Genomic DNA, 24,662 nt, shown 5'->3' with positions numbered 1-24,662 from the left:
CGTACTCAGAATCCGTGGCGCCTTCGCGGTCGGCGGGGCGTATCGCCGGCACCGCCTCGGCGCGCGCGCCGGGGTGGCGCGGTGGCGCCCTCGGGCACGTCCCAGGCCATGTTGGCCGGGTCCACCGGATTATCGGCTTCGTGGGTGCCGGTGGTGTCGTCGGCGGCCTTCTCCAGCGCCTGCACCATGCGCGCCAGCCGGTCGGCCAGGGTCTCGGTGCTCAGGCGCTCGCGAAAGCGCTCCACCATCAAGGGCAGGGCGAACGGGGTGGGGCGCTCCAGCGCATGGATGGAAAGGGTCTGCCCCTGCATGCCGCGCAGGGTGCGCGCCAGGCGCTCCATGTCCAGCTCGTTGGCCAGCAGCTCGGCGCGGGCCTGGGCCAGCAGCAGGTTGTCGGGGTCGTACTGGGCGAACACGTCGTAGTACAGGGAGGACGAGGCCTGCAGCTGGCGGCTGCTGCGCTGCTCGCCCGGGTGGCTCTGGAAGATGAGGCCGGCGATGCGCGCGATCTCGCGAAAGCGCCGGCGCGCCATCTCGGTGGCGTTGAGGCTGGCCAGCACCTCCTCTTCGAGCCCGCCGCCCAGGGCGGTTGGCGTGTCTTCGCCCAGGATGCGCGGCAGCAGCGCGGCCCAATCGATGGGCTTGGCCGAGAGCAGCTCCAGCCCGTAATCGTTGACCGCGATCGAGAAGGTGTTGGCCACCTGCTGCGATGCGCGCCAGGCCAGCAGGCCGGCCAGGCCCAGGTGTACCAGGCGGCCCGCCAGCGGGTACAGGTACAGGTGCCAGCCTTCGCGGGTGTGCAGGGTCTCGGCCACCAGGCGGCCGGGCGTGGGCAGGGCCGACCAGGCATCCTGCACGGCCAACAGGGGCCGGGCGCACTGCATCTCGGGCGAAGCGTACACGCCGCGCTCGGCCTGCTCCAGCATCTCCAGCATGGCGTCGGCCAGCGTGTTCGACAGCGGCATGCGCCCGCCGTTCCAGCGCGGCAGCGCGGCGCTGCCCTTGGGGGCGATGCGCACGTAGGCCGTCATCTGCTGGGTGCGCACCAGCTCCAGCAGGCGCCCGGCGAACATGAACACATCGCCCTTGCGCAGCCGGGCGATGAAGCTCTCTTCCACCGAGCCCAGGCGCCCGCCGCTCACGAACTGCACCTGCATGCTGGCATCGCTGACGATGGTGCCGATGTTGCTGCGGTGGCGGCGTGCCAGCCGCGCATCAGGCACGCGCCACACGCCTTCTTCATCGGGCGCGGCGCGCTGAAAGTCGGGGTAGATGGCCAGCGAGGCCCCGCCCTGGCGCACGAACTGCAGCGCCCACTGCCAGTCGTTGTCGGCCAGCGCGGCGTAGGCCGGGGCGCGGCGCACCTCGGCCAGCAGCGCCTCGGGCACGAAGCCGCCACCCAGCGCCACGGTCACCAGGTGCTGCACCAGCACGTCCAGCGGCGCGCGCGGCGTGTGCCGGTCCTCGATGCGGCCCAGCGCCAGCGCGTGGCGCGCAGCCGCGGCCTCCACCAGCTCCAGGCTGTGCGTGGGCACCAGCGTGATGCTCGACGTGCGCCCCGGCGCGTGGCCGGATCGGCCCGCGCGCTGCACCAGCCGCCCCACGCCCTTGGCCGAGCCGATCTGCAGCACCTGCTCCACGGGCAGAAAGTCCACGCCCAGGTCCAGACTCGACGTGCAGACCACCGCCTTGAGCAAGCCGGCCTTGAGCCCGTTCTCCACCCAGGCGCGCACTTCCTGGCCCAGCGACCCATGGTGCAGCGCGATGGTGCCCGCCCAGTCGGGCCGGGCCTCCAGCAGCGCCTGGTACCAGCGCTCGGCCTGCGAACGGGTGTTGGTGAAGACCAAGGAGGATGTGCAGGCCTCGATGGACTGCACCACCTGCGGCAGCAGTGCCAGGCCCATGTGGCCGGCCCAGGCAAAGCGGTCCACCTTGGCGGGCAGCATCACGTCCACCTGCAGCGCCTTGTCGATGCGGCCCTGCACCAGCACGGCGGGCGGCACTGCGGGTGCGCCCGGCACCGGGCGGGGCAGCAGCGTGTCCAGCGCCTCCTGCAGGTTGCCCAGCGTGGCCGACATGCCCCAGACCTGTAGGGCCGGGTTCCAGCCCGACAGGCGCGCCAGCGCCAGCTGTGCCTGCACGCCACGCTTGTTGCCCACCAGCTCGTGCCACTCGTCCACCACCACCAGATGCACATGGCGCAGGCGCTCATGGGCATCGGGCCGCGCCAGCAGCAGCGACACGCTTTCGGGCGTGGTCACCAGCAGCGTGGGCAGGCGGCGGTCCTGCGCGGCGCGCTCGCCGCTGGCGGTGTCGCCGGTGCGCAGGCCGCTGGTCCAGTCCGGCGCCAGCTCGGGCAGGGGCGCCACCAGCGCGCGCAGCGTGTCGGCGGCCAGGGCGCGCATGGGGGTGATCCACAGCACCGTGAGAGGCGGCGCTGCCGCACGGCGTGTGCGCAGGGCCGTGCGCGCGCTCGCCTCTGCAACGGGGGCCTTGGGCGCGCCTGCCAGCGCCAGGTGCTGCAGCGCCCCCAGCCACACAGCATAGGTCTTGCCCGCACCGGTGGTGGCGTGCAGAAGGCCCGAGCGGCCTTCGCCCATGGCTCGCCACACCTCCTGCTGGAAGCCGAAAGGCTGCCAGCCGCGCGCAGCCATCCAGCCTGCCGCCGCACTGGCGGCCACCGTGGGCAGCGGCTTGCGCGGGCGGCGGGTCGTGCTCATGCGGCGGCGTCCTGCCCCGGCAGAAGCGCCATCAAGGTCTGCAAGGTATCGGCCTCGGCCACCGTCTTGTCCTGGCGCCAGCGCAGCATGCGCGGAAAGCGCACCGCAATGCCGCTCTTGTGCCGCGGGCTCTTGCCGATGCCCTCGAAGCCCAGCTCGAAGACCATGCTCGCATCCACGCTGCGCACGGGCCCGAAGCTCTCGCGCGTGGTCTTGCGGATGATGGCGTCCACCTGGCCGATCTCCACGTCCGTCAGGCCCGAGTAGGCCTTGGCGAAAGGCACCAGCTGGCGCTCGGGGTCGTCGGGCGGCCCGTTCCACACGGCAAAGGTGTAGTCGCTGTACAGGCTGGCGCGGCGGCCATGGCCGCGCTGGGCGTAGATCAGCACCGCGTCCACGCTCATGGGGTCGATCTTCCACTTCCACCATACGCCCACGTCCTTGGTGCGGCCCACGCCGTAGTGCGCCTGGCGGTGCTTGAGCATGAAGCCTTCGGTGCCCATGCCGCGTGCGGCCTCGCGCTGGCGCGCCAGGTCCTCCCAGTCGTTGCCCTGCAGCAGCGCGCTCAGCCGCAGGGTGTGCTGCGGTGGGGGGGCGATGGCTGCGGCCGGGTCAGCTTGCAGTGTGGCCTCCAGCAGCGCGCGGCGTGCCTGCTGGGGTTGCTGGCGCAGGTCCTGGCCCGCATGCTCCAGCAGGTCATAGGTCACCAGCACCACCGGCAGCTCGCGCAGTAGCTTGGGGCCCAGGGTCTTGCGGCCCAGGCGTTTTTGCAGGTCGGCAAAGGGGCGGGGCTGGGGCTCGTCGGGCAGCCATACCAGGATCTCGCCGTCCACGACCGTGCCGTCGGGCAAGGCCGCCATCGCCGCCTCGGCCAGCTCGGGAAAGCGGTCGGTCACCAGTTCCTCGCCGCGTGACCAGACCCACACCGCCCCGCCCCGGCGCACGATCTGCGCGCGGATGCCGTCCCACTTCCATTCCACCAGCCAGTCTTCGGGCGCGCCCAGCAGCGTGGGCATGTCGGCCACGGGCTGGTTGAACGGGTGGGCCAGGAAGAAGGGGTAGGGCTGGCCTGCCATGCCCGCATCCCCCGCACCACCGGCGTCGCCATCCGCGGCTGCATCCACGGGCGCGACCAGCGCGTTGTAATCGTCCGCCCGGGGCTGCCGGCCGATCTGCGTGTAGCCCATGAGCCGGTGGGCGATGCGCTTGGGGTCCAGCGCGCTCACGGTGGCAAGCGCCTGCGTGACCTGCAGGCGCGACACCCCCACGCGGAAGTTGCCTGTGATGAGCTTGAAGTACACGAAGCGCTGCTCCGGCGCCAGCATGTCCCACTGCGTGCGCAGGCGTGCATCGGCCTCCTCGGGCGGCAGGGCACGCAGGGGCAGCAGCTGGGCCATCCACTCGGCCAGCGGCAGGTCCACCGGCTGCACCGGCGGTGGCAGCAGCAGGGCCAGGGTTTCAGCCAGGTCGCCCACGGCCTGGTAGCTCTCTTCGAACAGCCACTCGGGCAGCTCGGCCGCCTCTTGCGCCAGGGCCTTCAGGCGCTTGGTGGGCACCATCTGGCGCGGCTTGCCCCCCGCCAGGAAGTAGGTGGCCCAGGCCGCATCGGCCGGCGGCGCCACGCGCAGGTAGGCCACCAGCGCCGCCAGCTTGGCAGACTGCCCGGTGGTGGCATCGAGCGCCTGGAACAACTGGGCAAAGGCCTTCATGCAGCGGCCTCGGGTGCCGGCGCATCGGCCTGTGCTGGCGGCGCAGCACCCGCATCGTCCTCGCTGTCGTCGGCGCCGTACTCGGTCGCGAACACCTGGGCATCCAGCCCCTGCTCGCACAGCCAGCGCACCATCACCTCGGTGCTGCCGTGGGTGACGATGATGCGTTCGGCCCCCGTGGCGCCAATGGCCTTCTGCAGGCTGGGCCAGTCCGCATGGTCGCTCATCACGAAGCCCCGGTCCACGCCGCGGCGCCGGCGCGCGCCGCGCACCAGCATCCAGCCGCTGGCAAAGGCATCGGAATGCTCGCCAAAGCGCTTGAGCCAGGGCGTGCCCGCCGCCGAGGGCGGTGCCAGCACCAGCGCGCGGCGCAGCTCGGCCTTGGTGACGCCCGGGTCTGTCACGCGCAGCGTGGGCGGCAGCGCCACGCCCGCCGCGCGGTACACGGCGTTGAGCGGGTCCACCGCGCCATGCACGACGATGGGCCCGATGCCGTCGTCCACCCCGTGCAGCAGCCGCTGCGCCTTGCCGAAGGCATACGCATAAAGCACGCTGGCCTTGCCGGCGGCCGCATTCGCCGCCCACCAGGCATTGATGTCGGCGAACAGCGCGGGCTGCGAGGGCCAGCGATAGATCGGCAGGCCAAAGGTCGATTCGGTGATGAAGGTGTGGCAGCGCACCGGCTCGAACGGCGGGCAGGTGCCATCGTCTTCGAGCTTGTAGTCGCCCGAGGCCACCCACACCTGGCCGCCATGCTCCACCCGCACCTGGGCCGAGCCCAGCACATGGCCCGCCGGGTGCAGCGACAGGCGCACGCCGTGGTGGTCGATGGTGTCGCCATAGGCCAGCGTCTGCAGGTCGATGTCCGAGCCCAGCCGATTGCGCAGCGTGCCCTCGCTGTCTTTGTGCGCCAGGTAGTGTGCCGAGCCCATGCGCGCGTGGTCCGAATGTGCATGCGTGATCACGGCCCGCTCCACCGGCCGCCAGGGGTCGATGTAGAAATTGCCGGCCGGGCAGTACAGGCCTTCGGGGCGGTGGACGATGAGGTCGCTGGGCATGGGGCAGGTGGTTGTGCAAGCCATCCTAAGCGTGGAACGCAGTCCTGCGACGGCTCGTCCGGCAACTCGCAGCCGTGTCCTACAGCCGGCGCTGCCGTCGATCAGCCATGGAAAGCCGCTTCCGCAATCTGCTGCACCCGGGCCATGGTGATGCCCTCCCGTTGCTCCACCGCCAGCGGGTGGTCCGTAGGTTCCAGCGTGATGAGGGGGCGCTGTCCCAGGGGCATGGTCTGCACATTCGTTTTCAGGCTGAGCGTGCCGGGCGTGTAGCCGGGCAGGGCACTCTGCAGCCAGCCGAAGTATGGGGGCTCGGCCTCGCGTCCTTCGGCCTCCCACAGTTCGCCGCTGCGCACGAAATTCGCCTCGCTCAGGGACACCCATGCGAGCCAGACGAAAGAATCGTCTGCGTCGACGACGGGTAGCAGGATCCGGCCGAGGATGAAAAAATGCTGCCCATCGATGACGCACTGGTCTGACGACAGGTCCACCCGCGCTTCACGCTCTGCTTCGGGTACCGAGAACCACAGCTCCGGTGCAGGGGCGCCCAGGCACATCGGTATGCTGTCGTGGGTCTGGCCGCAGGTTGCGCAAAGGAATCCGGTCATGGGAAGGTGTTCATTCGTTGGTGGAGCAGCGGCTGTGCCGAAAGGAGGGCATCCGATGAAAGGCATTTTCACATTCCATGGGGTTCGGCGGTGCATCCTGGCGCTGGCCGTTGCCATGGTATCGGGCGCTTTTGCGCAAAGCCCGGTGCCGCAGGCGCCCATCGCCCGCACCAACGCCTTCAACGACCCTTTCGTACAGGTCACCTCGGCCATCGCGGCCTGCCCCGTGCCAGAGGGTCCGCTCTACACCGAGGCCGAGGTGCGCGAACTGGCCCATGTGCGCTCACAGCATGGCGGCAGCTGCCACCGCGTGGGGCGTTGCCGGCTGCCCAACTCCTACCTGTACGACGCCGAGATCATTCCGCGCGTGCAGCGCTACATCCGCGAGGAAGGGCGCTTCGACGACACCAGCGTATGGGTGCTGGGCGAGCGGCGCCTGGTCACGCTGATGGGTTGCGTGCAGTCCGCCGAGCAGGCGTGGGCGCTGGAGAAGGCCGTGGAGCTGGTGGATGACGTGATGGGCGTCGTCAACCTGCTGCAGGTGGGCACCGGGCGTAGCGCGGCGCGCTACCCCCTTGCCAAGTAGACAAATACCCCAGTTGCGGTGTTTGTGCAATCGGCCCTGACGCGCAATTGCGCTGCCGAACCACACCGCCCTAACGGGGGCTTGGGCGTGCGCTCGTCCTGCTGCATATTGCCGGTTCTTACAAACCTTCCTGTTTTGCAAAGGAAACCCCCATGCACTTCAAGCACTCCCTGCTCGCGGCCGCTACCCTGGCCCTCGCAGCCATCGCCCCCCACGCATCGGCAAAACCGTTCAAGTGGGCCGGGTCCACCGACATCCAGACCATGGACATCCACTCCCAGAACAGTGCACTGGGCAATGGCATCCACGCCGCAGTGTACGAGTCGCTGGTGATGTTCAACAGCCGCACGCTCAAGGTCGAGCCGCTCCTGGCCACGTCCTGGCAGCAGGTCAGCCCCACGCAGTTGCGCGTGAAGCTGCGCCAGGGCGTGAAGTTCAGCGATGGCTCCACCATGACGGCGGACGACGTGGTGTTTTCGCTGCAACGTGCCATGAGCAAGAGCTCCACCTACGCCATCTACACCCAGGGCATGGACCGCATCGCCAAGGTGGATGGCGAGACCATCGACATCTTTCTGAAGAACCCCAACCCGGTGCTGCTCAACCAACTGACCGAGCTGCGCGTGATGAGCAAGGCCTGGTCCGAGAAGAACAACGCTGTCGAGCCCAAGGACATCAAGTCCAAGGACGAGACCTTCTCCCACCGCAATGCCATGGGAACCGGGCCCTTCGTGCTCAAGGAATGGGCGCCCGACCAGAAGCTGGTATTTGCGGCCAACCCGCTGTGGTGGAACGCGGGCAAGACCGAGGGCAACGTCACCGAGATCGTCTACACACCCATCAAGTCCGAGGCCACGCGCATCGCGGCCCTGCTTTCGGGCGAGGTGGACATGGTGCGCGACACCGGCCTGCAGGACCTGGAGCGGCTCAGGGCCAACCCCAACATCAAGGTCATGGAGATGGTCGAGAACCGCACCGTCTACCTGGCCCTGGACCAGTTCCGCGACGAGCTGCAGGGCAGCAGTGTGAAGGGCAAGAACCCGCTCAAGGACCTGCGCGTGCGCAAGGCGCTGTACCAGGCCATCGACGTGGCCGCGCTGCAGCGCGTGACTATGCGCGGCATGTCCAAGCCCACGGGCGCCATGGTTTCGCCCCTGGTCAACGGCTGGACGGAGGCCGTGGACAAGCGCCTGCCCTACGACGCCAATGCCGCCAAGGCGCTGCTGGCCGATGCGGGCTACAAGGACGGCTTCGAGGTCGACTTCGCCTGCAGCAACAACGCCATCATCCAGGACGAGAACCTGTGCCAGGCCATCACCTCGATGTGGGCGCGCGTGGGCGTCAAGGCCAAGCTGCGCACCCTGCCGTCCGTGACCTACTACCCCATGGCCCAGCGGCACGAGGCCAGCATCGCACTGCTCAGCTGGGGCGTGCCGACCTTCGACGCGCTGTACACCCTGCAGTCGCTCACGCGCACCAAGACCACGGGCGGTGACGGCAACTACAACCTGGGCCGCTACAGCAACGAGCGTATGGACTACGTCGTGGACCGCGTGAAGACCGAGATCGACCAGCCCGTGCGCAACCGCCTGCTGACCGAAGGCCTGCAGTTGCAGAACGACACGGTGGCCAACATCCCCCTGCACAACCAGATGCTTGCCTGGGCGATGAAGAAGAACGTCGAGCTGGTGCAGCGCCCCGATAACCGCATCGACTGGCGTTTAATCAAGGTGAACTGACCGCTGCCCCCGGTGTTCCATCAAACCGCGTCGAGCGGGAACACCGGCCGGCGCACGTTCTTGAACGGGAACAGCGCGTAGTTGGAGCTGGTCACGCCCGTGGGGCTGTCGCACTCGACCAGCGCGTGCGACAGCGGCACGAACACCGGGCGGCAGTACATGCGTGACTTGAGCAGCACGAAGCGGTGCGCCGTGGGGTCCACCCCCACGCACGAGAACACACCCAGGTCCCAGGGCTCGTGGGTCTTTTCGGTCACCACGATCTGCGCAGCGCCGGTGTCGAACAGTACGGTGCGCCCCATGGCGCAGCGCTGCCCGGTGTAGATGGGCCCGGTCACGGTGTACTCGCCGTCGCTGATGGCGCGCACCGTGCCGGTCAGCGCCACGGGCTTCTTGGCCACGTTGAGCTGGGTGAGCGGCACCTTGTTGCCCAGGTACACGGTGCATTGCGCGCCCACGCCGGCCGCCATGAGCTCGGCCACCGCCTCGGGGTCGCACAGCGGGCCCACGGCGATGTCCGCCAGGCCTTCGGCCAGCGCGGCCTGCAAGACATCCATCGAATCGCAGGTGCCGCCGGACATGCAGTTGTCGCTGTGGTCCAGCAGCAGCACCGGGCGCTCGGCGCCCTGCGCTAGGGCCTGCGCGCGCTGCAGCGACTGCGCCAGGGGCTCGCTGTCGTAGACGAACTCGGCGCGCTCCTGCCAGATGGTGGCCGCAATGCGGTCAGCCACAGCCTGTGCCGCTTCGGGCGCGTCGGCCAGGCCGGTGACGACCACGCTCATGAACGGCGCTTCGATGTCGGCCAGCGAAAAGCCCGCAAACACCGAGACGGCGGGCACACCATCGGCCTCGGCCGCTCGTGCCGCGTCCACAGCCCGCAGCATGGCGCCCTGCAGCGTGGTGCTGCGCAGGGTGTGGCCCATCATGGGCAGCTGGTGCCAGCCCACGCTGTAGCGCGGCTGGCCCTGCAGCATGGCCAGGAGCAGGCGGCCCGCGTGCTCTCCGGTCTCGTACATGTCGATGTGCGGGTAGGTCTTGAAGCCCACCATCACATCGGCGTTGGCGACCATCTTGGGCGTGATATTGCCGTGCAGGTCCAGCGCCACGCCAATCGGCACGCCGGGCGCGGCGGCGCGCACGCGCTCGAGCAGGTCGCCCTCGCCATCGGGGCTGTTCTCGGCCACCATGGCGCCGTGCAGGTCGAGCAGGATGGCATCGCAGCCCGGCGCGGCATCGACGACGCGCCGGGTGAGCTCATCGTAGGCGGCGGCATGCACCAGGCCGCTGGGGTTGGACATGGCCGACACCGGCGTGACCAGCGTGGCGCCCAGGCCCTGCGCCAGGTCGATGAAGGCCGCCATGGCGGTGCGCATGCCCAGGTTGTCGTGCAGCGCATCTTCGCCGTAGGCGGGCGCGAACGCCGCGAGCGGCGTGGGCACGGGCGAGAAGGTGTTGGTCTCGTGGTTCAGGCGGGCGATGAGGATCTTCATGCGGCCACCGCCTGGGCGCTGCGCAGCATGGCCTGCAGCAAGACGTTGCAGCCGGCCTCCAGGTGCTCGGGCTCGGCGTCCTCGATCTCGTTGTGGCTGATGCCGTCGGCGCAGGGCACGAAGACCATGGCCGTGGGTGCCAGCCGCGCCAGGTACACGGCATCGTGCCCGGCACCGCTGACCACGTCCATGGCGGCGTAGCCGAGGGCCTTGGCGTCGCTGCGCACGCCTTCCACCAGCGCGGGCGCAAACGGCTGCGGCGGGAAGTAAACCACCTGCTCCACCGCGATGGGCGTGCGGTTGGCCGTGCCGATGCGCTCGCAGGCGGCGCGCAGCTCGGCGTCCATCTGCAGCAGCTCGGCGTCGTCGGCGGCACGCAGGTCCACCGTCATGCGCACGCTGCCGGGGATCACGTTGCGCGAGCTCGGGAACACCTCCAGCACGCCCACCGTGCCGCGCGCATGCGGTGCGTGGCTGAGCGCGATGCGGTTGACCTCGGCCACCAGTGTGCTGGCCGCCAGCAGCGCATCGCGGCGCAGCTCCATGGGCGTGGGGCCGGCGTGGGCCTCCATGCCCTGCACGCTCACGTCGTACCAGCGCTGGCCCAGGGCACCCTGCACCACGCCGATAACACAGCCATTGGCCTCCAGCACCGGGCCCTGCTCGATGTGCGCCTCGAAATACGCGCCCACGGGCGGCGTGGGCCCGTGCTCGCCGGCATAGCCGATGGCGGCCAGTGCCTCGGCCACGCTGGTGCCCTGCGCGTCGCGTTGGGCCAGCGCATGCTCCAGCGTGAAGGCCCCGGCGAACACGCCCGAACCCATCATCACCGGCACGAAGCGCGAGCCCTCTTCATTGGTCCATACCGCCACCTCGATGGGGGCTTCGGTCACGATACCGTGGTCGTTCAGGGTGCGCACCACCTCGATGCCGGCCAGCACGCCATAGTTGCCGTCGAATTTGCCGCCCGTGGGCTGGGTGTCGATGTGGCTGCCGGTCATCACCGGGGGCAGTGCATCGTCGCGCCCCGCGCGGCGCGCGAAGATGTTGCCGATGGCGTCGGTGCGCACGCTGCAGCCGGCCTCGCGCGCCCAGCGCACGAAGAGGTCGCGGCCTTCGCCGTCCAGCGCGGTCAGGGCCAGGCGGCACACGCCGCCCTTGGGCGTGGCGCCGATCTGCGCCAGGTCCATCAGCGATTGCCACAGGCGCGTGCCGTTCACGCGCGGCAGCAGGGCAGAGGGGTTGGTCATCATGTTCACGGTACGGGGTTCCTGAGAAATGGGGCGGGGTGCTACGCCAGGCCGACGCCGAGGTAGCGGTCCTTGATGGCGTCGTCGGCCAGGAAGGCGGCGTTGTCCGCCTCATGCACGATGGCGCCCTGTTCGATCACGTAGTGCCGGTCGGCCAGCTGGGTGCAGACCTCCAGGTTCTGCTCTACCAGCAAAATGGCCACGCCCGCGGCCTTGATGGTCTTGAGCTGCGCCACGATCTCTTCCACGATCACCGGGGCCAGGCCCTCCACGGGTTCGTCCAGCATCAAGAGGCGCGGCGCGTTCATCAGCGCGCGGCCGATGGCCAGCATCTGCTGCTCGCCGCCCGAGAGCTGGCCGCCACCATTGCTGCGCCGCTCCTTGAGGCGCGGAAAGATGCGGTAGACGTCCGGCAGCTGCCAGGGCGAGCGCTTGCGCTGGCCCAGCAGCAGGTTCTCCTCCACCGTGAGCAGCTTGAAAACGCCGCGGTGCTCGGGCACCAGGCACACGCCGCGCTGGGCGATGGCGTGCGTGGCCATGCCCTGCACCTCCTCGCCCGCAAAGCGCACACGGCCCTGGGTGGGCGGCACCACGCCGCAGATGCTCTTGAGCGTGGTGGTCTTGCCGGCACCGTTGCGCCCGAGCAGGGTGACCAGCTCACCGTCACCCACGCGCAGGTCCACGCCCTGCAGCACATGGCTCTTGCCGTAGTGGGCGTGCAAGCCCTGGATGTCGAGGATCGTCATGCCGCCTTGCCCCCCGTGATCATGTTGCCCAGGTAGGCGCTGCGCACCCGGTCGTCGCTGCGGATCGCGTGCGGATGCCCTTCGGCCAGCACGCGGCCCTGCTGCATCACCGTCACGGTGTCGGAGATGTCCATCACGATGTTCATGTTGTGCTCGATGAGTACCACGGTGTGCTCGTCCTTGAGGCCCTGGATCAGCCGCTTCATGTCGTCGAGGTCGTCGATGCCCATGCCCGAGGTGGGCTCGTCCAGGAAGATCGCCTTGGGCCGCGCGGCCAGCGCCATGCCCACCTCCAGCCGGCGCTGCTGGCCGTGCGAGAGGTTGCCCACGGGCGTGTCGGCATGGCGCTCAAGGCCCAGGCGCGCGAGAACGCTGGCCACCACCTCGGCCTGCGAGCGCGCGCCCTGCGGCGCATGCCAGCAGTTGAGCGCATGGCGCGGTGCGGTGCCCTGGGCGGCCAGGCGCAGGTTCTCGCGCACGGGCAGGGTCAGGAACAGGCTGGTCACCTGGAACGAGCGCGCCATGCCGCGCTGCACGCGGCGGTGGTCGGGCTCGTGCGTCACGTCGTGCCCGTCGAACACGATGCGCCCGCCGCTCACGGCCTTGGTTCCGGTAAGCATGTGGAACAGCGTGGTCTTGCCGGCGCCGTTGGGGCCGATGACCGAATGGACCGTGTTCGCGCGCACCTTGAGGTCTACGCTCGCCAGGGCGGCGAACTTGTCGTAGCGCTTTTCCACGCCCACGGCTTCGAGCAGGATGGGGGAGGTGGCTGCCGTGCTCATGCGTGGCCTCCTTGCGTGGTGGCGTCTGTCTTGCCGCCACGGCCCTTGCCGCGCAGCAGGTTCCAGACCGACTCGCCCAGGCCCCACAGGCCGCGCTGCATGCCCAGGCTCACCACCATCAGCACCACGCCCAGGATCAGCAGCCAGCGCGGCCACAGGGTGGACAGCCAGTCGCCCAGCAGCAGGTAGAAGGCCGAGCCGAGCAGCGAGGCCAGCAGGTTGCCCGTGCCGCCGATCACCGTCATCACCAGGATCATCTCGCTGGTGTGGTATTCGGCATTGGCCAGCGGAGCGATGCCGGTCATCATGGCGTGCAGCGCGCCGGCCAGGCCCGTCACCGCGCCCGAGATCACGAAGGCCTGCAGCTTGAGCAGGCGCAGGTTGTAGCCGATGGCGCCCGCGCGCTCCTCGTTGTCGCGCACCGCCAGCAGCGTGCGCCCGAAGACCGAGGCCGACACCTTCTGCAGCAGCCAGAAGGCCACCAGGAACACCGTGGCCACGAAGCCGTAGTACTGCCAGGGCGAATTCAGCGGCCACAGCGTGAAGTCGCCCATGGCCAACGAGGGGCGCGGGATGTCCATGAGCCCGTTGTCGCCGCCCGTGATGCCGGGCATGGAGTAGGCGAGAAAGTAGAACATCTGCGCGAAGGCCAGGGTCAGCATCACGAAGTAGGTGCCGCGCTGGCGGATGGCCACCCAGCCGACGATGGCCGCGCCCAGCGCGCCCATGACCACGGCGAGCGCCAGGGCCAGCGGCATGGGCAGGGGCCAGCGCGTGAGCGTGAGGGCGATGGTGTAGCTGCCCAGGCCGAAGAAGATGCCCTGCCCGAAGGACAGCAGCCCCGTGTGGCCCAGCAGCAGGTTGCAGCCCATGGCGGCCAGGCCATAGATCAGCACCTCGCTGGCCAGCGAGCCCGATTGCATGGTCAGTGGCATCACCAGCACCACGGCCAGGGCCAGCAGCAGGTGGAAATTCTTGCGCAGAAGTGTCGTCATGGTGGGGTTCATCCTTTGCGGCCCAGCAGGCCATGCGGGCGCAGCAGCAGCACGGCAGCCATGGCGATGTAGATCATCAGCCGCGCCCCTTCGGGCCACACGGTGCTCATCACGCTCTGCACGATGCCGATCAGCAGGCCGCCGATCAGCGCGCCGGCAAAGCTGCCCATGCCCCCGACCACCACCACGATGAAGGCCACGCCCAGCGCCTCGATGCCCATGAAGGGCTCGGCCCCGCGCATCGGGGCGGCCAGCACGCCGGCAATCGCGGCGGTGGCCGCGCCCAGCGCGAACACCAGGCTGAAGATGCGAAACACGTTGATCCCGAGCAGCGAGACCATCTCGGTTGACTCGCTGCCCGCGCGCACCGCGCTGCCCAGGCGCGTGCCTTCGAGCACGTACCATAGGCCCACAGCCAGCACGGCGGTGAAGCCGATCACGAACAGCCGGTACTTGGGGTAGACGATGCCGCCCCACATGACCACGCCCTGCAGCAGGTCGGGCACCGGCACGCTGTCGCCCAGCGGGCCCCACTGCAGGATCACCAGCTCCTGGATGGCCAGGGCCAGGCCCACGGTGACGAGGATGTGGAACTCGTGCGGCTTTGCATACACATGGCGCAGCACGAGCTTCTCGGTGAGCCAGCCCAGCGCACCCACGAGCACGGGCACCACGGCCAGGGCGAGCCAGAAGCTCAGGCCCCAGCGCGTCATCTGAAAGCAGAAGTAGGCGCCCAGCAGGTAGAAGGCCCCGTGCGCGAAGTTCACGAAGCGCAGCAGGCCGAACACGATGGACAGGCCGACCGCCAGCAGGAAGTACAGCATGCCGATGCCGATCCCGTTGATGGCCTGTAGCAGGTAGATGTTCATGGGCGAGAGATGGAAGGAGAAATCCCAAGGCGCGCAGTTGCGGACCTTGGAGGAAGGCGATGCGGCTTTGCCCGCGCGCGTTTGCGCGGGCAAAGCCGTGTCAGGCGAGCTTGCAGCCGGTCTGGTCCAGGGGCAGGAAGGACTTGCCCGAGCTGACCACGTCCACGTAGTCGTCCTTGTTGGCCATCTTCGCTTTGGCCTTGCCCTTGAGCAGGTAGTAGTTCTTGAGCACCTGGTGGTCGCCCTTGCGGATCTCTTCATCACCCGTCAGGCCCTGGTACTTCATGCCTTCCATGGCGGCGATCACGGCCTTGGGCTCCACCGTGCCGGCCTTGATGATGCCGTCGATCATGAGCTTGGTGCAGATGTACGAGCCCGCCAGGCTGTAGTTGGGGTTGGACTTGTACTTGTCGTTGCTGCGCTTGACCAGGTCGAGGTTCAGCGGTGCATTGGCCGTGTGCCAGTACTGCGCGCCGAAGTACACGCCCTCGCACAGGTCCGCACCCAGCGACTCGAACTGTTCCAGCCCCGAGGCCCAGGCCACCAGGATGGTCATGTTCTTGTGCATGCCGAAGCTCACGGCCTGGCGCAGGGCGTCGGACGACTGCGAGCCGAAGTTGAGCAGCACCAGCACGTCGGGCTTGGCGGCCATGGCATTGGTCAGATAGCCGCTGAACTCCTTTTCGGTCAGCGAGTGGTAGCTGTTGCCCACATGCTCCAGGCCCTTTTCCTTGAAGATGTTCTTGGCCGCCGACAGCAGTCCGTCGCCGAACACGTACTGCGGCGTGATGGTGTACCAGCGCTTGGCCTTGGGCAGGGCCTCGGCCAGGGGGCGCACCGTCTGCTCGATGGCGCCGAAGGTAGGCACCGACCAGCGGAAGGTGGCGGCATTGCAGTCCTTGCCCGTGATCTCGTCGGCACCGGCGGTGGTGATGAAGATGCCGCCGGCCTTCTCGGCCTCCTTGCCCATGGCCAGCGATTCGGACGACAGGATGCCGCCCGCGAAGAAGCGCGTGCCCTGCTGCTGCGAGGACTCCTGCACCTTGCGCACAGCCGTGGCGGGCTTGCCTTCGGTGTCCAGCACCGTGTAGGCCAGGGGGCGCTTGAGGACGGTGCCGTACTGCTCGATGGCCAGCTTCATGCCCAGGTCCGCGAACTTGCCGTTGGCCGCGAACGCACCCGACATGGGCACCGGGCAGCCGAACTGGATGGCACCGCTGGCCTGCGCCCAGGCGCTCTGGGCCAGGCCCAGCGATGCGGGCAGGGCGCCCAGGGCAGAGAGTTGCAAGAGGTGGCGACGGTGCATGGGGGCTCCTGTGGAGGGGTTGAGGCCGGCTGGCCGATAGCGGGGCACGACTTGTGCAAAGCACATGGCGTGCCATCGCTGCAGAGCGTCGTTGGCGCTCATTTCTGCTATTTATAGTGATAAATAGAATAAACACCGTGCGTGGAAACCCTGCATCCCTTCCGCCGCCCCCATGCGGTGCATACACTGCACCATGGGCGGTACTTCACCCCTGCCGCGCACCGGCGTGTGCATCCGTCCGAGCAACGACAATCCCATACATGCCAAGCAAACCGTCCGCACAGAAGCCGCTCAAAGCCCTCAAGCGCCCCGACCTGGTGGCGCAGGAGATCAAGCGCCTGATCACCGAGAAGAACCTGAGCCCGGGCGACCGCCTGCCGCGCGAGAGCGAGCTGCAGGCGCAGTTCGAGGTGAGCAAGGGCACCATCCGCGAGGCATTGAAGTCGCTGGAGGTGCAAGGGCTGGTGACCATCTCCACCGGCCCCTCGGGCGGCGGCACCATCGCCGAGGTGCCGCTGGACCGCACCCTGCAGTTCATGCAGAACTACCTGTTCTTCCAGGAAGTGACCATCGACAACATCTACGCCGTGCGCCAGTTCCTGGAGCCCGAGCTGGCCGCAGGCGCCGTGCCGCACCTGACCGAGGCCGACTTCGAGGCGCTGGAGCACTCCATCGCCTGCTGCGACCCGGCGTCGAGCAGCGAGGACATGCTCAGCCAGCGGCGCGAGGACGTGAACTTCCACGACATCCTGGCCGCAGCCAACCCGAACCCCTTCCTGCGCTTCAACTGCGAGCTGATCAACGAGATGCTGCGCCAGCTCATCGTCTACGGCAACCGCACGCCCAAGGCCGAGCACCGGCGCTTTGGCGAGGTCAACGCCAACTTCCACCGCGAGATCGTGCAGGCCGCACGGGCGCGCGACGTGGAGGCCGTGCGCACGCTGATGGCGCGCCACATGCAGGACGCGGCCAGCAGCGTCAAGCGCATGAAGGGGCGCATCCAGGGCCGGCTGATCCTGGACGCCGACACCCTGCGCAGCCCGCGCTCGGCCCATGTACGGCCCAAGGCCGCCGCCAAGACGACCAAGCCGAAAGCTGGCGAGTAGGAGCTCAGCGCGCTGGTTGGAACATGATCAGCGCCATGCCGCACAGCGCCACGGCCACACCGGCAATGTCCCAGGCCGTGGGTCGGATCTGGTCCACCGCCCAGAGCCACGCCAGCGCCACGCCGATGTAGACGCCGCCATAGGCGGCGTACACCCGGCCGGCGGCCGCGGTGTCGTGCAGGGTCAGCAGCCAGGCGAACAGCGCCAGGCTGGCGGCTGCGGGCAGCAGCAGCCACACGGGCTTGCCCTGCTTGAGCCACAGGTAAGGCAGGTAGCAGCCCACGATCTCGGCCAGCGCGGTGGCGATGAACAGCAGCAGGGTCTTCATGCGGAGAGCGGGGGCGGCAGGGCGATCTTGGTCACGATGCTTCGATGGTGGGCGAAGCATCCGGGGCGGTCAAGCGCCTATCGTGAAGCCTGTCCCAACACAAAGCCCTCTCCAAGGCGACACCACCATGATTACCTGCTTCATCCGCTACGAGATCGACCCTTTCCAGCGCGACAGCTTTGCCGAGTACGCGCAGCGCTGGGGCCAGATCATCCCCCGCTGCGGCGGCCACCTGCTGGGCTACTTCCTGCCGCACGAGGGCAGCACCTACGAGGCGTGGGGCCTGATCGGCTTCGACTCGCTGGCCGCCTACGAGGCCTACCGGGCGCGCCTGCGCACCGATGCCGAAGGCCGCGCCAACTTTGCCTTCGCGCAGGAAAAGCGCTTCATCCTGCGCGAGGAGCGCACGTTCACCCAGGGTGTGGAAGGCACGCTGGGCCTGCCGGCCCACACGCAGGAGTCCACGCCATGATGGCCGTGATCTTCGAGGTGACGCCCGCGCCCGGCCAGCGCGGCGCCTACCTGGATGCGGCGGCAGCGCTCAAGCCCCTGCTCGCGCAGATCGACGGCTTTGTCTCCATCGAGCGCTTCGAGAGCCTGGCCGAGCCGGGCAAGCTGCTTTCGCTGTCCTTCTGGCGCGACGAGGAGGCCGTGGCCCGCTGGCGCCAGCAGGAGGCGCACCGCAGCACCCAGGCGGCCGGGCGTGACCATGTGTTTGCCGACTACCGGCTGCGCGTGGCGGCCGTGGTGCGCGACTATGGCATGAACGACCGGGCAGAGGCGCCCGACGATTCGCGCGCGGTGCACGGCTGAAAATCGGCTGGCTTCACACCGGCATGAGGCCGGTGCGCAGGGCGTGCGCCCACCCGGGCCGGCCGTTCCGATCGGCCAGCACGGCCATGGATTCGTGGTCGTAGGGCACCAGGTGGTGCTCCACCGCCCAGCCCTGCCCAGTCAACTCCGCGATGGCGTAGTGCGCGTCAGGCGTGCCGTTCTCCACCTTGTGGGCCACGGGGTGCTCGTCGTCATAGGCCTGCAGGCCCACGCTGCCGGGGTTGAGCAGCAGCACACCGGCACCCAGGCGCACCTGGCGCGGCACATGCGTGTGGCCGCTGGCGATCAGCGGTGCGTACTGGCCTGCCAGGCGCTCGTCGATCTCGGTCGGGGTGGCGGCGCGCACCGTGGAGCCGTCCAGCGTTTCGAGCAGGTATTCGTGGTCGCTGCGCGGTGAGCCATGGCACAGCAGCACATTCTCGTCCAGGCGCAGGGTGTGGGTGAGGCTGCGCATCCAGGTGAACTCCGCTTCGGTGAGCTGTGCATGCGCGTACTGGTCCGATGCGCCGCCGTGGCCGGGGCGCAGTTGCAGCACCTGGCGCTCGTGGTTGCCGGCCAGCGACAGCCAGTCCGACGCCATGAGCCACTGCGCCGTCTCGCGCGGCAGCAGCGGGCCCGAGAGGTTGTCGCCCAGGTTCACCACGCGGTCGGCACCGCGGCGGGCAATGTCGGCCGCCACGGCTTCGAGAGCCGCGAGGTTGCCGTGGATATCGGAGACGAAGGCGATGCGCATGGAAGGGAAGGTCAGGCAGGGAGGTTGGGCTGTCAGCACGGCGATACGCTGCCACCCACGCCGCTGAGCAGGTGGGCGCTCACCTGCGCCCGGTTGAACAGCAGGTCGCACAGCCATGCATAGACCAGTGCAATATAGCCCAGCAGCGCCCAGCCCACATAGTCGCCAAAGACGATGGTGTGCAGCCAGTTCTGCCCGAACAGGTAGACCGCGCTGGCGGCAGCGGTGGCCAGCAGCAAGGTAGCCGCAGCGGGCAACAGCTGCAGACGGGCGGCGGGGCGGCGCAGTGCGGCCACGCCCAACAGGGCAAAGGCCAGCGCATTGGCGCCGCTGAAGATGCGCAGCTCGCGCAGCAGCTGGCCAACGGTCTCCAGGTACTGCGTGCGGATCAGGTCCGAGAGCTGCGCTTGCATCTGCTGCAGGGTGCCGAGCTTGAGCGCCATGTGCTCCTTGTAGCGCTTGCGGCACTCGCATTCGGGTATGCCCATCTCGGCGGCGATGGCTGCGATGCGTGCGGGCAGGCCGTCGGTGAGTGCCCCGCGCACGGCGGCGATTTCGCGCTCACGGTCCTGCAGCAGGGCGCGTGCCTTGCCATCGAGAAAGCGTGCGTCCAGCGCCGCGATCTTCTCGCCGGTCTTGCGCTCGATCTGCTGGCGGATCAGCTCCCGGGCCTGGTGCTCCACCCAGGTCGGCCGGGCCAGGGACACCGCGAACAGGGCGCCAAAGACCAGGCTGCCCACGAGGGCGATGGCAAGGACCAGGGGGCGGATGGTGGTGTGCATGGCAGGCGAAGCAAGAGGCCGGGGACCGGCCACGATACGGTAGCCCGGGCGCAACGCAAGCCACGCCCTGCACGATTGTGTGACTTATGCCCGCAAACCAGGCCGCGTTCGGGACAACGACCTCACGGCCGCCATCACAGCGCGAAGATCTTGCCCGGGTTCAGGATGTTCTTCGGGTCCAGCGCGCGCTTGATGGCGCGCATCATGTCCACCGCGCCGGCTCCGGTCTCGTCGAGCAGAAAGCCCATCTTGTGCAGGCCTATGCCGTGCTCGCCGGTGCAGGTGCCGCCCAGGGCCAGGGCACGTGCCACGAGCTTGTGGTTCAGGTCCTCGGCGGTCACGCGCTCCTCGGGGATGTTCGGGTCCAGCAGGTAGCCGAAGTGGAAATTGCCGTCGCCCACATGGCCCACGAGGAAGTAGGGGATGCCGCTGGCGTCGGCCTCGGCCACCGAGTCGAGCAGGCAGTCCGCCAAACGGCTGATGGGCACGCAGGTATCGGTGCTGATGGCGCGGCAGCCCGGGCGGCTCTGCACGGCAGCGAAGTAGGCGTTGTGCCGGGCGGTCCACAGGCGCGTGCGTTCCTCGGGCGTGCTGGCCCACTCGAAGGCATTGCCACCGAACTCGCTGGCGATCTCCTGCACGGTCTCGGCCTGCTCCTTCACGCTCGACGGCGAGCCGTGGAACTCCATGAGCAGCATGGGTTCCTCGCGCAGGCCGAGCTTGCTGTGCGCGTTGACCATGCGCACGGTGTGGTGGTCGATCAGCTCCACGCGCGCGATCGGCACACCGAGCTGGATGGTCTGGATGGTGGTGCGCACGGCCGCCTCGATGCTCGGGAACGAGCAGATCGCGGCCGACACGGCTTCGGGCAGGGGGTACAGGCGCACGGTGATCTGGGTCATGATGCCCAGCGTGCCCTCGCTGCCCACCATCAGGCGCGTGAGGTCGTAGCCGGCGCTGCTCTTCTTGGCGCGCGTGCCGGTGTGGATGACCTCGCCGCTGGCGGTCACCACCTCCAGCGCCAGCACGTTCTCGCGCATGGTGCCGTAGCGCACGGCGTTGGTGCCGCTGGCGCGCGTGGCGCTCATACCGCCGATGCTGGCATCCGCTCCGGGGTCGATGGGGAAGAACAGGCCCGTGTCCTTGATCGCGTCGTTCAGCGCCTTGCGCGTGATGCCAGGCTGCACCGTCACCGTGAGGTCCTCGGCATCGATGCTCAGCACCTGGTTCATGCGGCTCACGTCGATGCTGATGCCGCCCTGCACGGCCAGCAGGTGGCCTTCGAGCGAGGAGCCCGCGCCGTAGGGGATCACCGGCACCTCGTACTGGCTGGCCAGCTTCACGGCATCGGCCACGTCCTGCGTGCTTTCGGCAAACACCACGGCCGAGGGCGGTGGCGCCTGCAGCGAGCCCTCGTCGCGCCCGTGCTGCTCGCGCACGGCCTGGGCCAGCGAGCACCGGGCGCCGAAGCGGGCCTGCAGTGCGTCGATTAGCGCCTGGGGCACCTCGCGCAGGTGGATCTCGGGCAGCAGGTGCGAGGCGGCGGTGGGGGCGTTCATGGGTTGTCTCCGTGCGTGGGCGGTGGTGCTTTGGTCATTTTAGGGCGGCGTGGTCCGGGGCGTGTGCCTGCGCGCCGCAGATCCCTGGGTGCGGCGTGGGTGCACCGGGTATGCACCGATGCCGCTGCGCACCTGGCCATTTACATTACGTTCGAAATGTATATTGTGATCAAGCAATGAGCAAGTCCCCGCCCATCGAGCCGCAAGCCGCCACCCCCCGGCGTACGCATGCCGAGCGCAGTGCCGCCACGCGCCAGCACCTGATAGCCACCGCCATCGATGTGATCCAGAGCAAGAGCTTCGAGGAGATGTCCATCCACGAGCTGGCCCGCTCGGCCGGCATGACCTCAGGGGCCGTGCAGCACCACTTCGAGTCCAAGGCCGTGCTGATGATGCGGGTGCTCAGCGAGCTGATCGACTCGGGCCGCCAGGACGGCCAGCTGTGGCCAGCCGCCGCGCTAGCGCCGCCGCAGCGCGCTGCGCAATTCGTGCATGCCGCATGGACCCTGGTCTATGCCCAGCCGCGCTTCATCGTGGCCTGGAACATCTATCTCGGTTGCCGCAACCAGCCCGAAGTGCTGACCCACATCGCCGCGCTGCGCGCCACGCTCAATGCGCAGATGCGCGCAGGCTTCTTCGACACGTTCCCCGAACTCACTGGCCATGCAGACCGCGAGGCTTTCCTGGGCCTTGTGTTCTCCACGCTGCGCGGCCTGGGCCTGCTGCAGTTGTTTACCCCTGTGGTGGATGGCCCTGCACACAAGGCTGCCCACATCGCACAGCTCGAATGCCTGGCGGGCCTCATTGCCGCCCGCTGTCAGGAGAAAGGTGGCGGTGCCAAGGCCCGCAGTCGCCAGCGCACAGCGCGTACCAAGACACCAACGACAGGAGACAAACCATGACTGTGCAGTATCTGCATTCACCAGCTTCACCGCGCGTGCTGATGGCCGCTGCGTGCCTTGCCGTGGCCACGGCTGCCGGTGCGCAACCGGGTGCCTACCCCTCCAAACCCATCCAGATCATTGCCCAACAGCCTCCCGGCAGTGGCTCGGACGCCATGACCCGCGTATGGGCTGACTGCGCCGCCCGCGAGCTGGGCCAGGCCGTGGTGGTGCAGAACAAGCCTGGGGCCAATGGCATCCTGGCGGTCAACTACCTCAAGGCCCAGCCAGCCGATGGCTATAGCCTGATGAGTATTGGCATGTCGCAGATGTCCATCACGCCGTATGTGTACAGGCAGCAGCCCTACGACCCTTTGCGCGACTTTGATGGCGTTTCCGTCCTGGGCACCTCGCCGCTCGTGCTCGCCGTGCCGGCGGGGCAGGGTATCACCCGCCTGGCCGACCTGGAGAAGCTGGCGCGTGCCACTCCGGGCGGGCTCAACTTCGGCTCACCGGGCAAGGGCAGCCCTGCGCACCTGCTCACCACCGCCCTCATGGACCGCATGGGTGTGCCAGCCACCCATGTCCCCTTTGTCGGCGAGGGTGCTGGCCTCACGGCGCTGATGGGCCAGCAGATCCATGCGATGACCCTGGTGATCGGCACGGCCACCGCGCAGGTCAAGGCCGGCAAGCTGGTGCCGCTGGCCCTGTTTGCCGCCCAGCGCTCACCGCAGCTACCTGACGTGCCCACCATCGCCGAAGCCCTGCCCGCCGCCGGCGACCTGGCGCGGCCCTCGTGGATTGCGGTGGTGGCCCGGGCAGGGACACCGCCGGACTTGCTCAACAAGCTCAATGCGGTGACGGACAAATGCCGCAGCGATGCCCAGTACAAGTCCCGCCTGGAGACCATGAACGTGACACTCACGGGATCCACCCCCGGCGATGCGCGCGCCTGGGCTGCCCGCGATGCTGCCGTGTGGCGCCCTCTGATCGACAAGCTGGGCCTGGCCACGGAATGACGCTGCACGCACCGATCCGGCCCGCGGCGCCCGAGGCCGTGTTGGCGCACGGTGGCCGCTTGCGCGGGGTCTGGGAATCCGGTCTGCGCGTGTTCCGGGGGGTGCGCTATGCACTGGCGCCGTACGGAGCGCGCCGCTTTCTGCCGCCTGTGGCCGTGCCGGCCTGGAGCGGCGTGCGCGATGCCGTGGCCTTTGCGCCCATGGCGCCGCAGTTGGCCCGGGCCGCCTTGGCCGGTGCGCCAGTGCAGGGCGGGGAAGACTGCCTGGCACTGAATATCTGGGCGCCTGAGACAGGGGCCGGCGAGCACCTGCCGGTGATGGTGTGGGTGCATGGCGGCGGGTTCTTTCGCGGCAGCGCCAGCGATCCTTTGTACGACGGTGCAGCATTTGCGCGCCAGGGCATCGTGTTCGTGTCGCTGCAATACCGCCTGGGGGTGGATGGTTTTCTGCATGTGCAGGACGCGACAGCCAACCGCGGCCTGCTCGACCAGGTGGCTGCCCTGAAATGGGTGCAGGACCACATCCATGCCGTTGGCGGTGACCCGGCACGGGTGACGGTGTTCGGCCAGTCCGCAGGTGCCGGTGCCCTGGCCTGCCTGCTGGGCATGTCGGTGGCGCAGGGGCTGTTCCAGCGCGCCATCCTGCAAAGCCCGAGCATCGCCTGCCAGGATCTGGCCGACGCGGCTGCGGTACGCATGGCCATCGCAGCGCTGGTGGGGGTGGCGCCCACCCGCGATGCGTTGGCGGCTGCGCCGCTGCCTGCGGTGCTGCACGCCGTGCACCGCCTGGCTGCGGAGCCGGCCCTGCGGCTGCACCATGGCATCGACGGGCGCAACTTCTTTCCGCTGCGGCCCGTGGTGGATGGCACGGTGCTGCCTGCGCCGCCTTTGCAGGCCATGCGGCATGCTTGGGCAGGTGCACTGCCCAGCCTGCAGGTAATGGTGGGCAGCAATGCCGATGAGATGCGCCTGTACCACGTGCCCGGTGGCGCAGTGGACCGCGTGACGGGCGCGCAGCTGCAGTCCTTTGCCGATGCCGTGGGCTTGCCGTCCAATGGGCTGCAGGCCTATGCGGCGGCTGCAGGGCAGGGCGCCACAACCCCGGGCGAGCTGCTGTGCGCTGTGCAGTCGGATTATTACTATCGCGTTCCCGCGCGCCGCATCGCCTCCATGGCCGGCGCCCTGGGCGTGAAGGCGTATCTGTACCAATTCGACTGGAGATCGCCCCAGTGGCGTGGGCGGCTGGGCGCGGCCCATGCTTTGGAGCTGCCCTTCGTGTTTGGCAACCTGCACTCCGCGCAGGGGCTGGAATTCACGGGCGTTTGTGCACCCCAGGCACTGTCGGACGCCATGCACGGTGCCTGGGTGCGCTTTGCAACCAGTGGCGACCCGGGATGGCCGGTCCATGCGCAAGCGGCGCCATGGGCCATGCACTTCAATGTGCCATCCCGGTGCGTGCCAGATCCGGCAGCCGCTCACTGGTGCGTCTGGGACGGCATTCTCTAGCACTCCGACGGGGCAGGCCACGCCTCGGACACTCCGGTGGTGCGCCAAGCTGGTGCATTG

At 68.7% G+C, this 24,662-nt stretch carries 23 protein-coding genes; 8 read left to right on the top strand and 15 right to left on the bottom strand.

Annotated features, from left to right (window positions below):
- Positions 1 to 5: 5 nt before the first annotated feature.
- From QYL93_RS13895 to QYL93_RS13880, 4 genes are all read right to left on the bottom strand, one after another.
- Positions 6 to 2,720: a ligase-associated DNA damage response DEXH box helicase gene (locus QYL93_RS13895; RefSeq protein WP_305744177.1), complete on the bottom strand. Its 2,715-nt coding sequence runs from the start codon at positions 2,718 to 2,720 to the stop codon at positions 6 to 8.
- The gene (locus QYL93_RS13890) at positions 2,717 to 4,429 is read right to left on the bottom strand and encodes an ATP-dependent DNA ligase (protein ID WP_305744176.1); all 1,713 of its coding nucleotides are present in this window, start codon (positions 4,427 to 4,429) and stop codon (positions 2,717 to 2,719) included. The genes QYL93_RS13895 and QYL93_RS13890 overlap by 4 nt, the downstream gene beginning before the upstream one ends.
- Positions 4,426 to 5,487, bottom strand: a complete 1,062-nt coding sequence (locus tag QYL93_RS13885; RefSeq protein ID WP_305744175.1) for a ligase-associated DNA damage response exonuclease — start codon at positions 5,485 to 5,487, stop codon at positions 4,426 to 4,428. The genes QYL93_RS13890 and QYL93_RS13885 overlap by 4 nt, the downstream gene beginning before the upstream one ends.
- 101 nt (positions 5,488 to 5,588) lie before the next feature.
- Positions 5,589 to 6,092, bottom strand: coding sequence for a DUF2199 domain-containing protein (locus QYL93_RS13880; protein WP_305744174.1), 504 nt, complete (start codon positions 6,090 to 6,092; stop codon positions 5,589 to 5,591).
- Positions 6,093 to 6,207: 115 nt separating this feature from the next.
- Between QYL93_RS13880 and QYL93_RS13875 the strand changes: the two genes are divergently transcribed.
- Both QYL93_RS13875 and QYL93_RS13870 read left to right on the top strand, forming a co-directional pair.
- Complete coding sequence (locus QYL93_RS13875) at positions 6,208 to 6,678, top strand: BON domain-containing protein (RefSeq protein ID WP_305744317.1); 471 nt, start codon at positions 6,208 to 6,210, stop codon at positions 6,676 to 6,678.
- A 152-nt stretch (positions 6,679 to 6,830) separates the two neighbouring features.
- Positions 6,831 to 8,417, top strand: a complete 1,587-nt coding sequence (locus QYL93_RS13870) for an ABC transporter substrate-binding protein (RefSeq protein ID WP_305744173.1) — start codon at positions 6,831 to 6,833, stop codon at positions 8,415 to 8,417.
- Between the two features lie 20 nt (positions 8,418 to 8,437).
- Here QYL93_RS13870 and QYL93_RS13865 read toward each other — a convergent pair whose 3' ends face one another.
- The 7 genes from QYL93_RS13865 to QYL93_RS13835 form a co-directional block, all read right to left on the bottom strand.
- The gene (locus QYL93_RS13865) at positions 8,438 to 9,907 is read right to left on the bottom strand and encodes a M81 family metallopeptidase (protein WP_305744172.1); all 1,470 of its coding nucleotides are present in this window, start codon (positions 9,905 to 9,907) and stop codon (positions 8,438 to 8,440) included.
- The gene (locus tag QYL93_RS13860; RefSeq protein ID WP_305744316.1) at positions 9,904 to 11,160 is read right to left on the bottom strand and encodes a Zn-dependent hydrolase; all 1,257 of its coding nucleotides are present in this window, start codon (positions 11,158 to 11,160) and stop codon (positions 9,904 to 9,906) included. The genes QYL93_RS13865 and QYL93_RS13860 overlap by 4 nt, the downstream gene beginning before the upstream one ends.
- Positions 11,161 to 11,198: 38 nt before the next feature.
- Complete coding sequence (locus QYL93_RS13855; RefSeq protein ID WP_305744171.1) at positions 11,199 to 11,903, bottom strand: ABC transporter ATP-binding protein; 705 nt, start codon at positions 11,901 to 11,903, stop codon at positions 11,199 to 11,201.
- Positions 11,900 to 12,685 (bottom strand): ABC transporter ATP-binding protein, encoded by a 786-nt coding sequence (locus QYL93_RS13850; RefSeq protein WP_305744170.1) that lies wholly within the window; start codon positions 12,683 to 12,685, stop codon positions 11,900 to 11,902. Before QYL93_RS13850 ends, QYL93_RS13855 begins: the two co-directional genes overlap by 4 nt.
- Positions 12,682 to 13,680: a branched-chain amino acid ABC transporter permease gene (locus tag QYL93_RS13845; protein WP_305744169.1), complete on the bottom strand. Its 999-nt coding sequence runs from the start codon at positions 13,678 to 13,680 to the stop codon at positions 12,682 to 12,684. The genes QYL93_RS13850 and QYL93_RS13845 overlap by 4 nt, the downstream gene beginning before the upstream one ends.
- 8 nt (positions 13,681 to 13,688) lie before the next feature.
- Entirely contained in the window at positions 13,689 to 14,549 is an 861-nt protein-coding gene (locus QYL93_RS13840) for a branched-chain amino acid ABC transporter permease (RefSeq protein WP_057266805.1), read from the bottom strand.
- A gap of 100 nt (positions 14,550 to 14,649) precedes the next feature.
- Positions 14,650 to 15,855: an ABC transporter substrate-binding protein gene (locus QYL93_RS13835; protein ID WP_305744168.1), complete on the bottom strand. Its 1,206-nt coding sequence runs from the start codon at positions 15,853 to 15,855 to the stop codon at positions 14,650 to 14,652.
- A 260-nt stretch (positions 15,856 to 16,115) separates the two neighbouring features.
- Here QYL93_RS13835 and QYL93_RS13830 point away from each other — a divergent pair, with 260 nt between their 5' ends.
- The gene (locus tag QYL93_RS13830) at positions 16,116 to 16,961 is read left to right on the top strand and encodes a FadR/GntR family transcriptional regulator (protein ID WP_305744167.1); all 846 of its coding nucleotides are present in this window, start codon (positions 16,116 to 16,118) and stop codon (positions 16,959 to 16,961) included.
- Positions 16,962 to 16,965: 4 nt separating this feature from the next.
- On the opposite strand, the gene QYL93_RS13825 is transcribed toward QYL93_RS13830, so the two are convergent.
- The gene (locus QYL93_RS13825) at positions 16,966 to 17,289 is read right to left on the bottom strand and encodes a YnfA family protein (RefSeq protein WP_179682654.1); all 324 of its coding nucleotides are present in this window, start codon (positions 17,287 to 17,289) and stop codon (positions 16,966 to 16,968) included.
- A 127-nt stretch (positions 17,290 to 17,416) separates the two neighbouring features.
- On the opposite strand from QYL93_RS13825, the gene QYL93_RS13820 reads away from it, so the two are divergent.
- Together QYL93_RS13820 and QYL93_RS13815 are read left to right on the top strand one after the other, a co-directional pair.
- On the top strand, positions 17,417 to 17,761 hold the full coding sequence (locus tag QYL93_RS13820; protein WP_305744166.1) for an NIPSNAP family protein: 345 nt from the start codon (positions 17,417 to 17,419) through the stop codon (positions 17,759 to 17,761).
- Positions 17,758 to 18,102 (top strand): antibiotic biosynthesis monooxygenase, encoded by a 345-nt coding sequence (locus QYL93_RS13815; RefSeq protein ID WP_305744165.1) that lies wholly within the window; start codon positions 17,758 to 17,760, stop codon positions 18,100 to 18,102. Before QYL93_RS13820 ends, QYL93_RS13815 begins: the two co-directional genes overlap by 4 nt.
- Positions 18,103 to 18,115: 13 nt before the next feature.
- Here QYL93_RS13815 and QYL93_RS13810 read toward each other — a convergent pair whose 3' ends face one another.
- From QYL93_RS13810 to QYL93_RS13800, 3 genes are all read right to left on the bottom strand, one after another.
- Positions 18,116 to 18,856: a metallophosphoesterase gene (locus QYL93_RS13810; RefSeq protein WP_305744164.1), complete on the bottom strand. Its 741-nt coding sequence runs from the start codon at positions 18,854 to 18,856 to the stop codon at positions 18,116 to 18,118.
- Between the two features lie 32 nt (positions 18,857 to 18,888).
- Positions 18,889 to 19,638 (bottom strand): hypothetical protein, encoded by a 750-nt coding sequence (locus QYL93_RS13805; protein ID WP_305744163.1) that lies wholly within the window; start codon positions 19,636 to 19,638, stop codon positions 18,889 to 18,891.
- Between the two features lie 134 nt (positions 19,639 to 19,772).
- Positions 19,773 to 21,197: an FAD-binding oxidoreductase gene (locus tag QYL93_RS13800; protein ID WP_305744162.1), complete on the bottom strand. Its 1,425-nt coding sequence runs from the start codon at positions 21,195 to 21,197 to the stop codon at positions 19,773 to 19,775.
- Between the two features lie 176 nt (positions 21,198 to 21,373).
- On the opposite strand from QYL93_RS13800, the gene QYL93_RS13795 reads away from it, so the two are divergent.
- From QYL93_RS13795 to QYL93_RS13785, 3 genes are read left to right on the top strand one after another with little or no spacing between them, the layout of a single operon-like run.
- Positions 21,374 to 22,099, top strand: a complete 726-nt coding sequence (locus QYL93_RS13795) for a TetR/AcrR family transcriptional regulator (RefSeq protein ID WP_305744161.1) — start codon at positions 21,374 to 21,376, stop codon at positions 22,097 to 22,099.
- The gene (locus QYL93_RS13790) at positions 22,096 to 23,097 is read left to right on the top strand and encodes a tripartite tricarboxylate transporter substrate binding protein (RefSeq protein ID WP_305744160.1); all 1,002 of its coding nucleotides are present in this window, start codon (positions 22,096 to 22,098) and stop codon (positions 23,095 to 23,097) included. The genes QYL93_RS13795 and QYL93_RS13790 overlap by 4 nt, the downstream gene beginning before the upstream one ends.
- A complete protein-coding gene (locus tag QYL93_RS13785) occupies positions 23,094 to 24,602 on the top strand; it encodes a carboxylesterase/lipase family protein (protein WP_305744159.1) in 1,509 nt (502 codons plus the stop codon). The genes QYL93_RS13790 and QYL93_RS13785 overlap by 4 nt, the downstream gene beginning before the upstream one ends.
- Positions 24,603 to 24,662 lie beyond the last annotated feature (60 nt).

The organism is Acidovorax sp. A1169 (assembly GCF_030704685.1).
Classification (GTDB): domain Bacteria; phylum Pseudomonadota; class Gammaproteobacteria; order Burkholderiales; family Burkholderiaceae_C; genus Acidovorax.
Note: the sequence above shows the minus strand (reverse complement) of the source record. Positions and strands in the feature narration are given on the sequence as shown.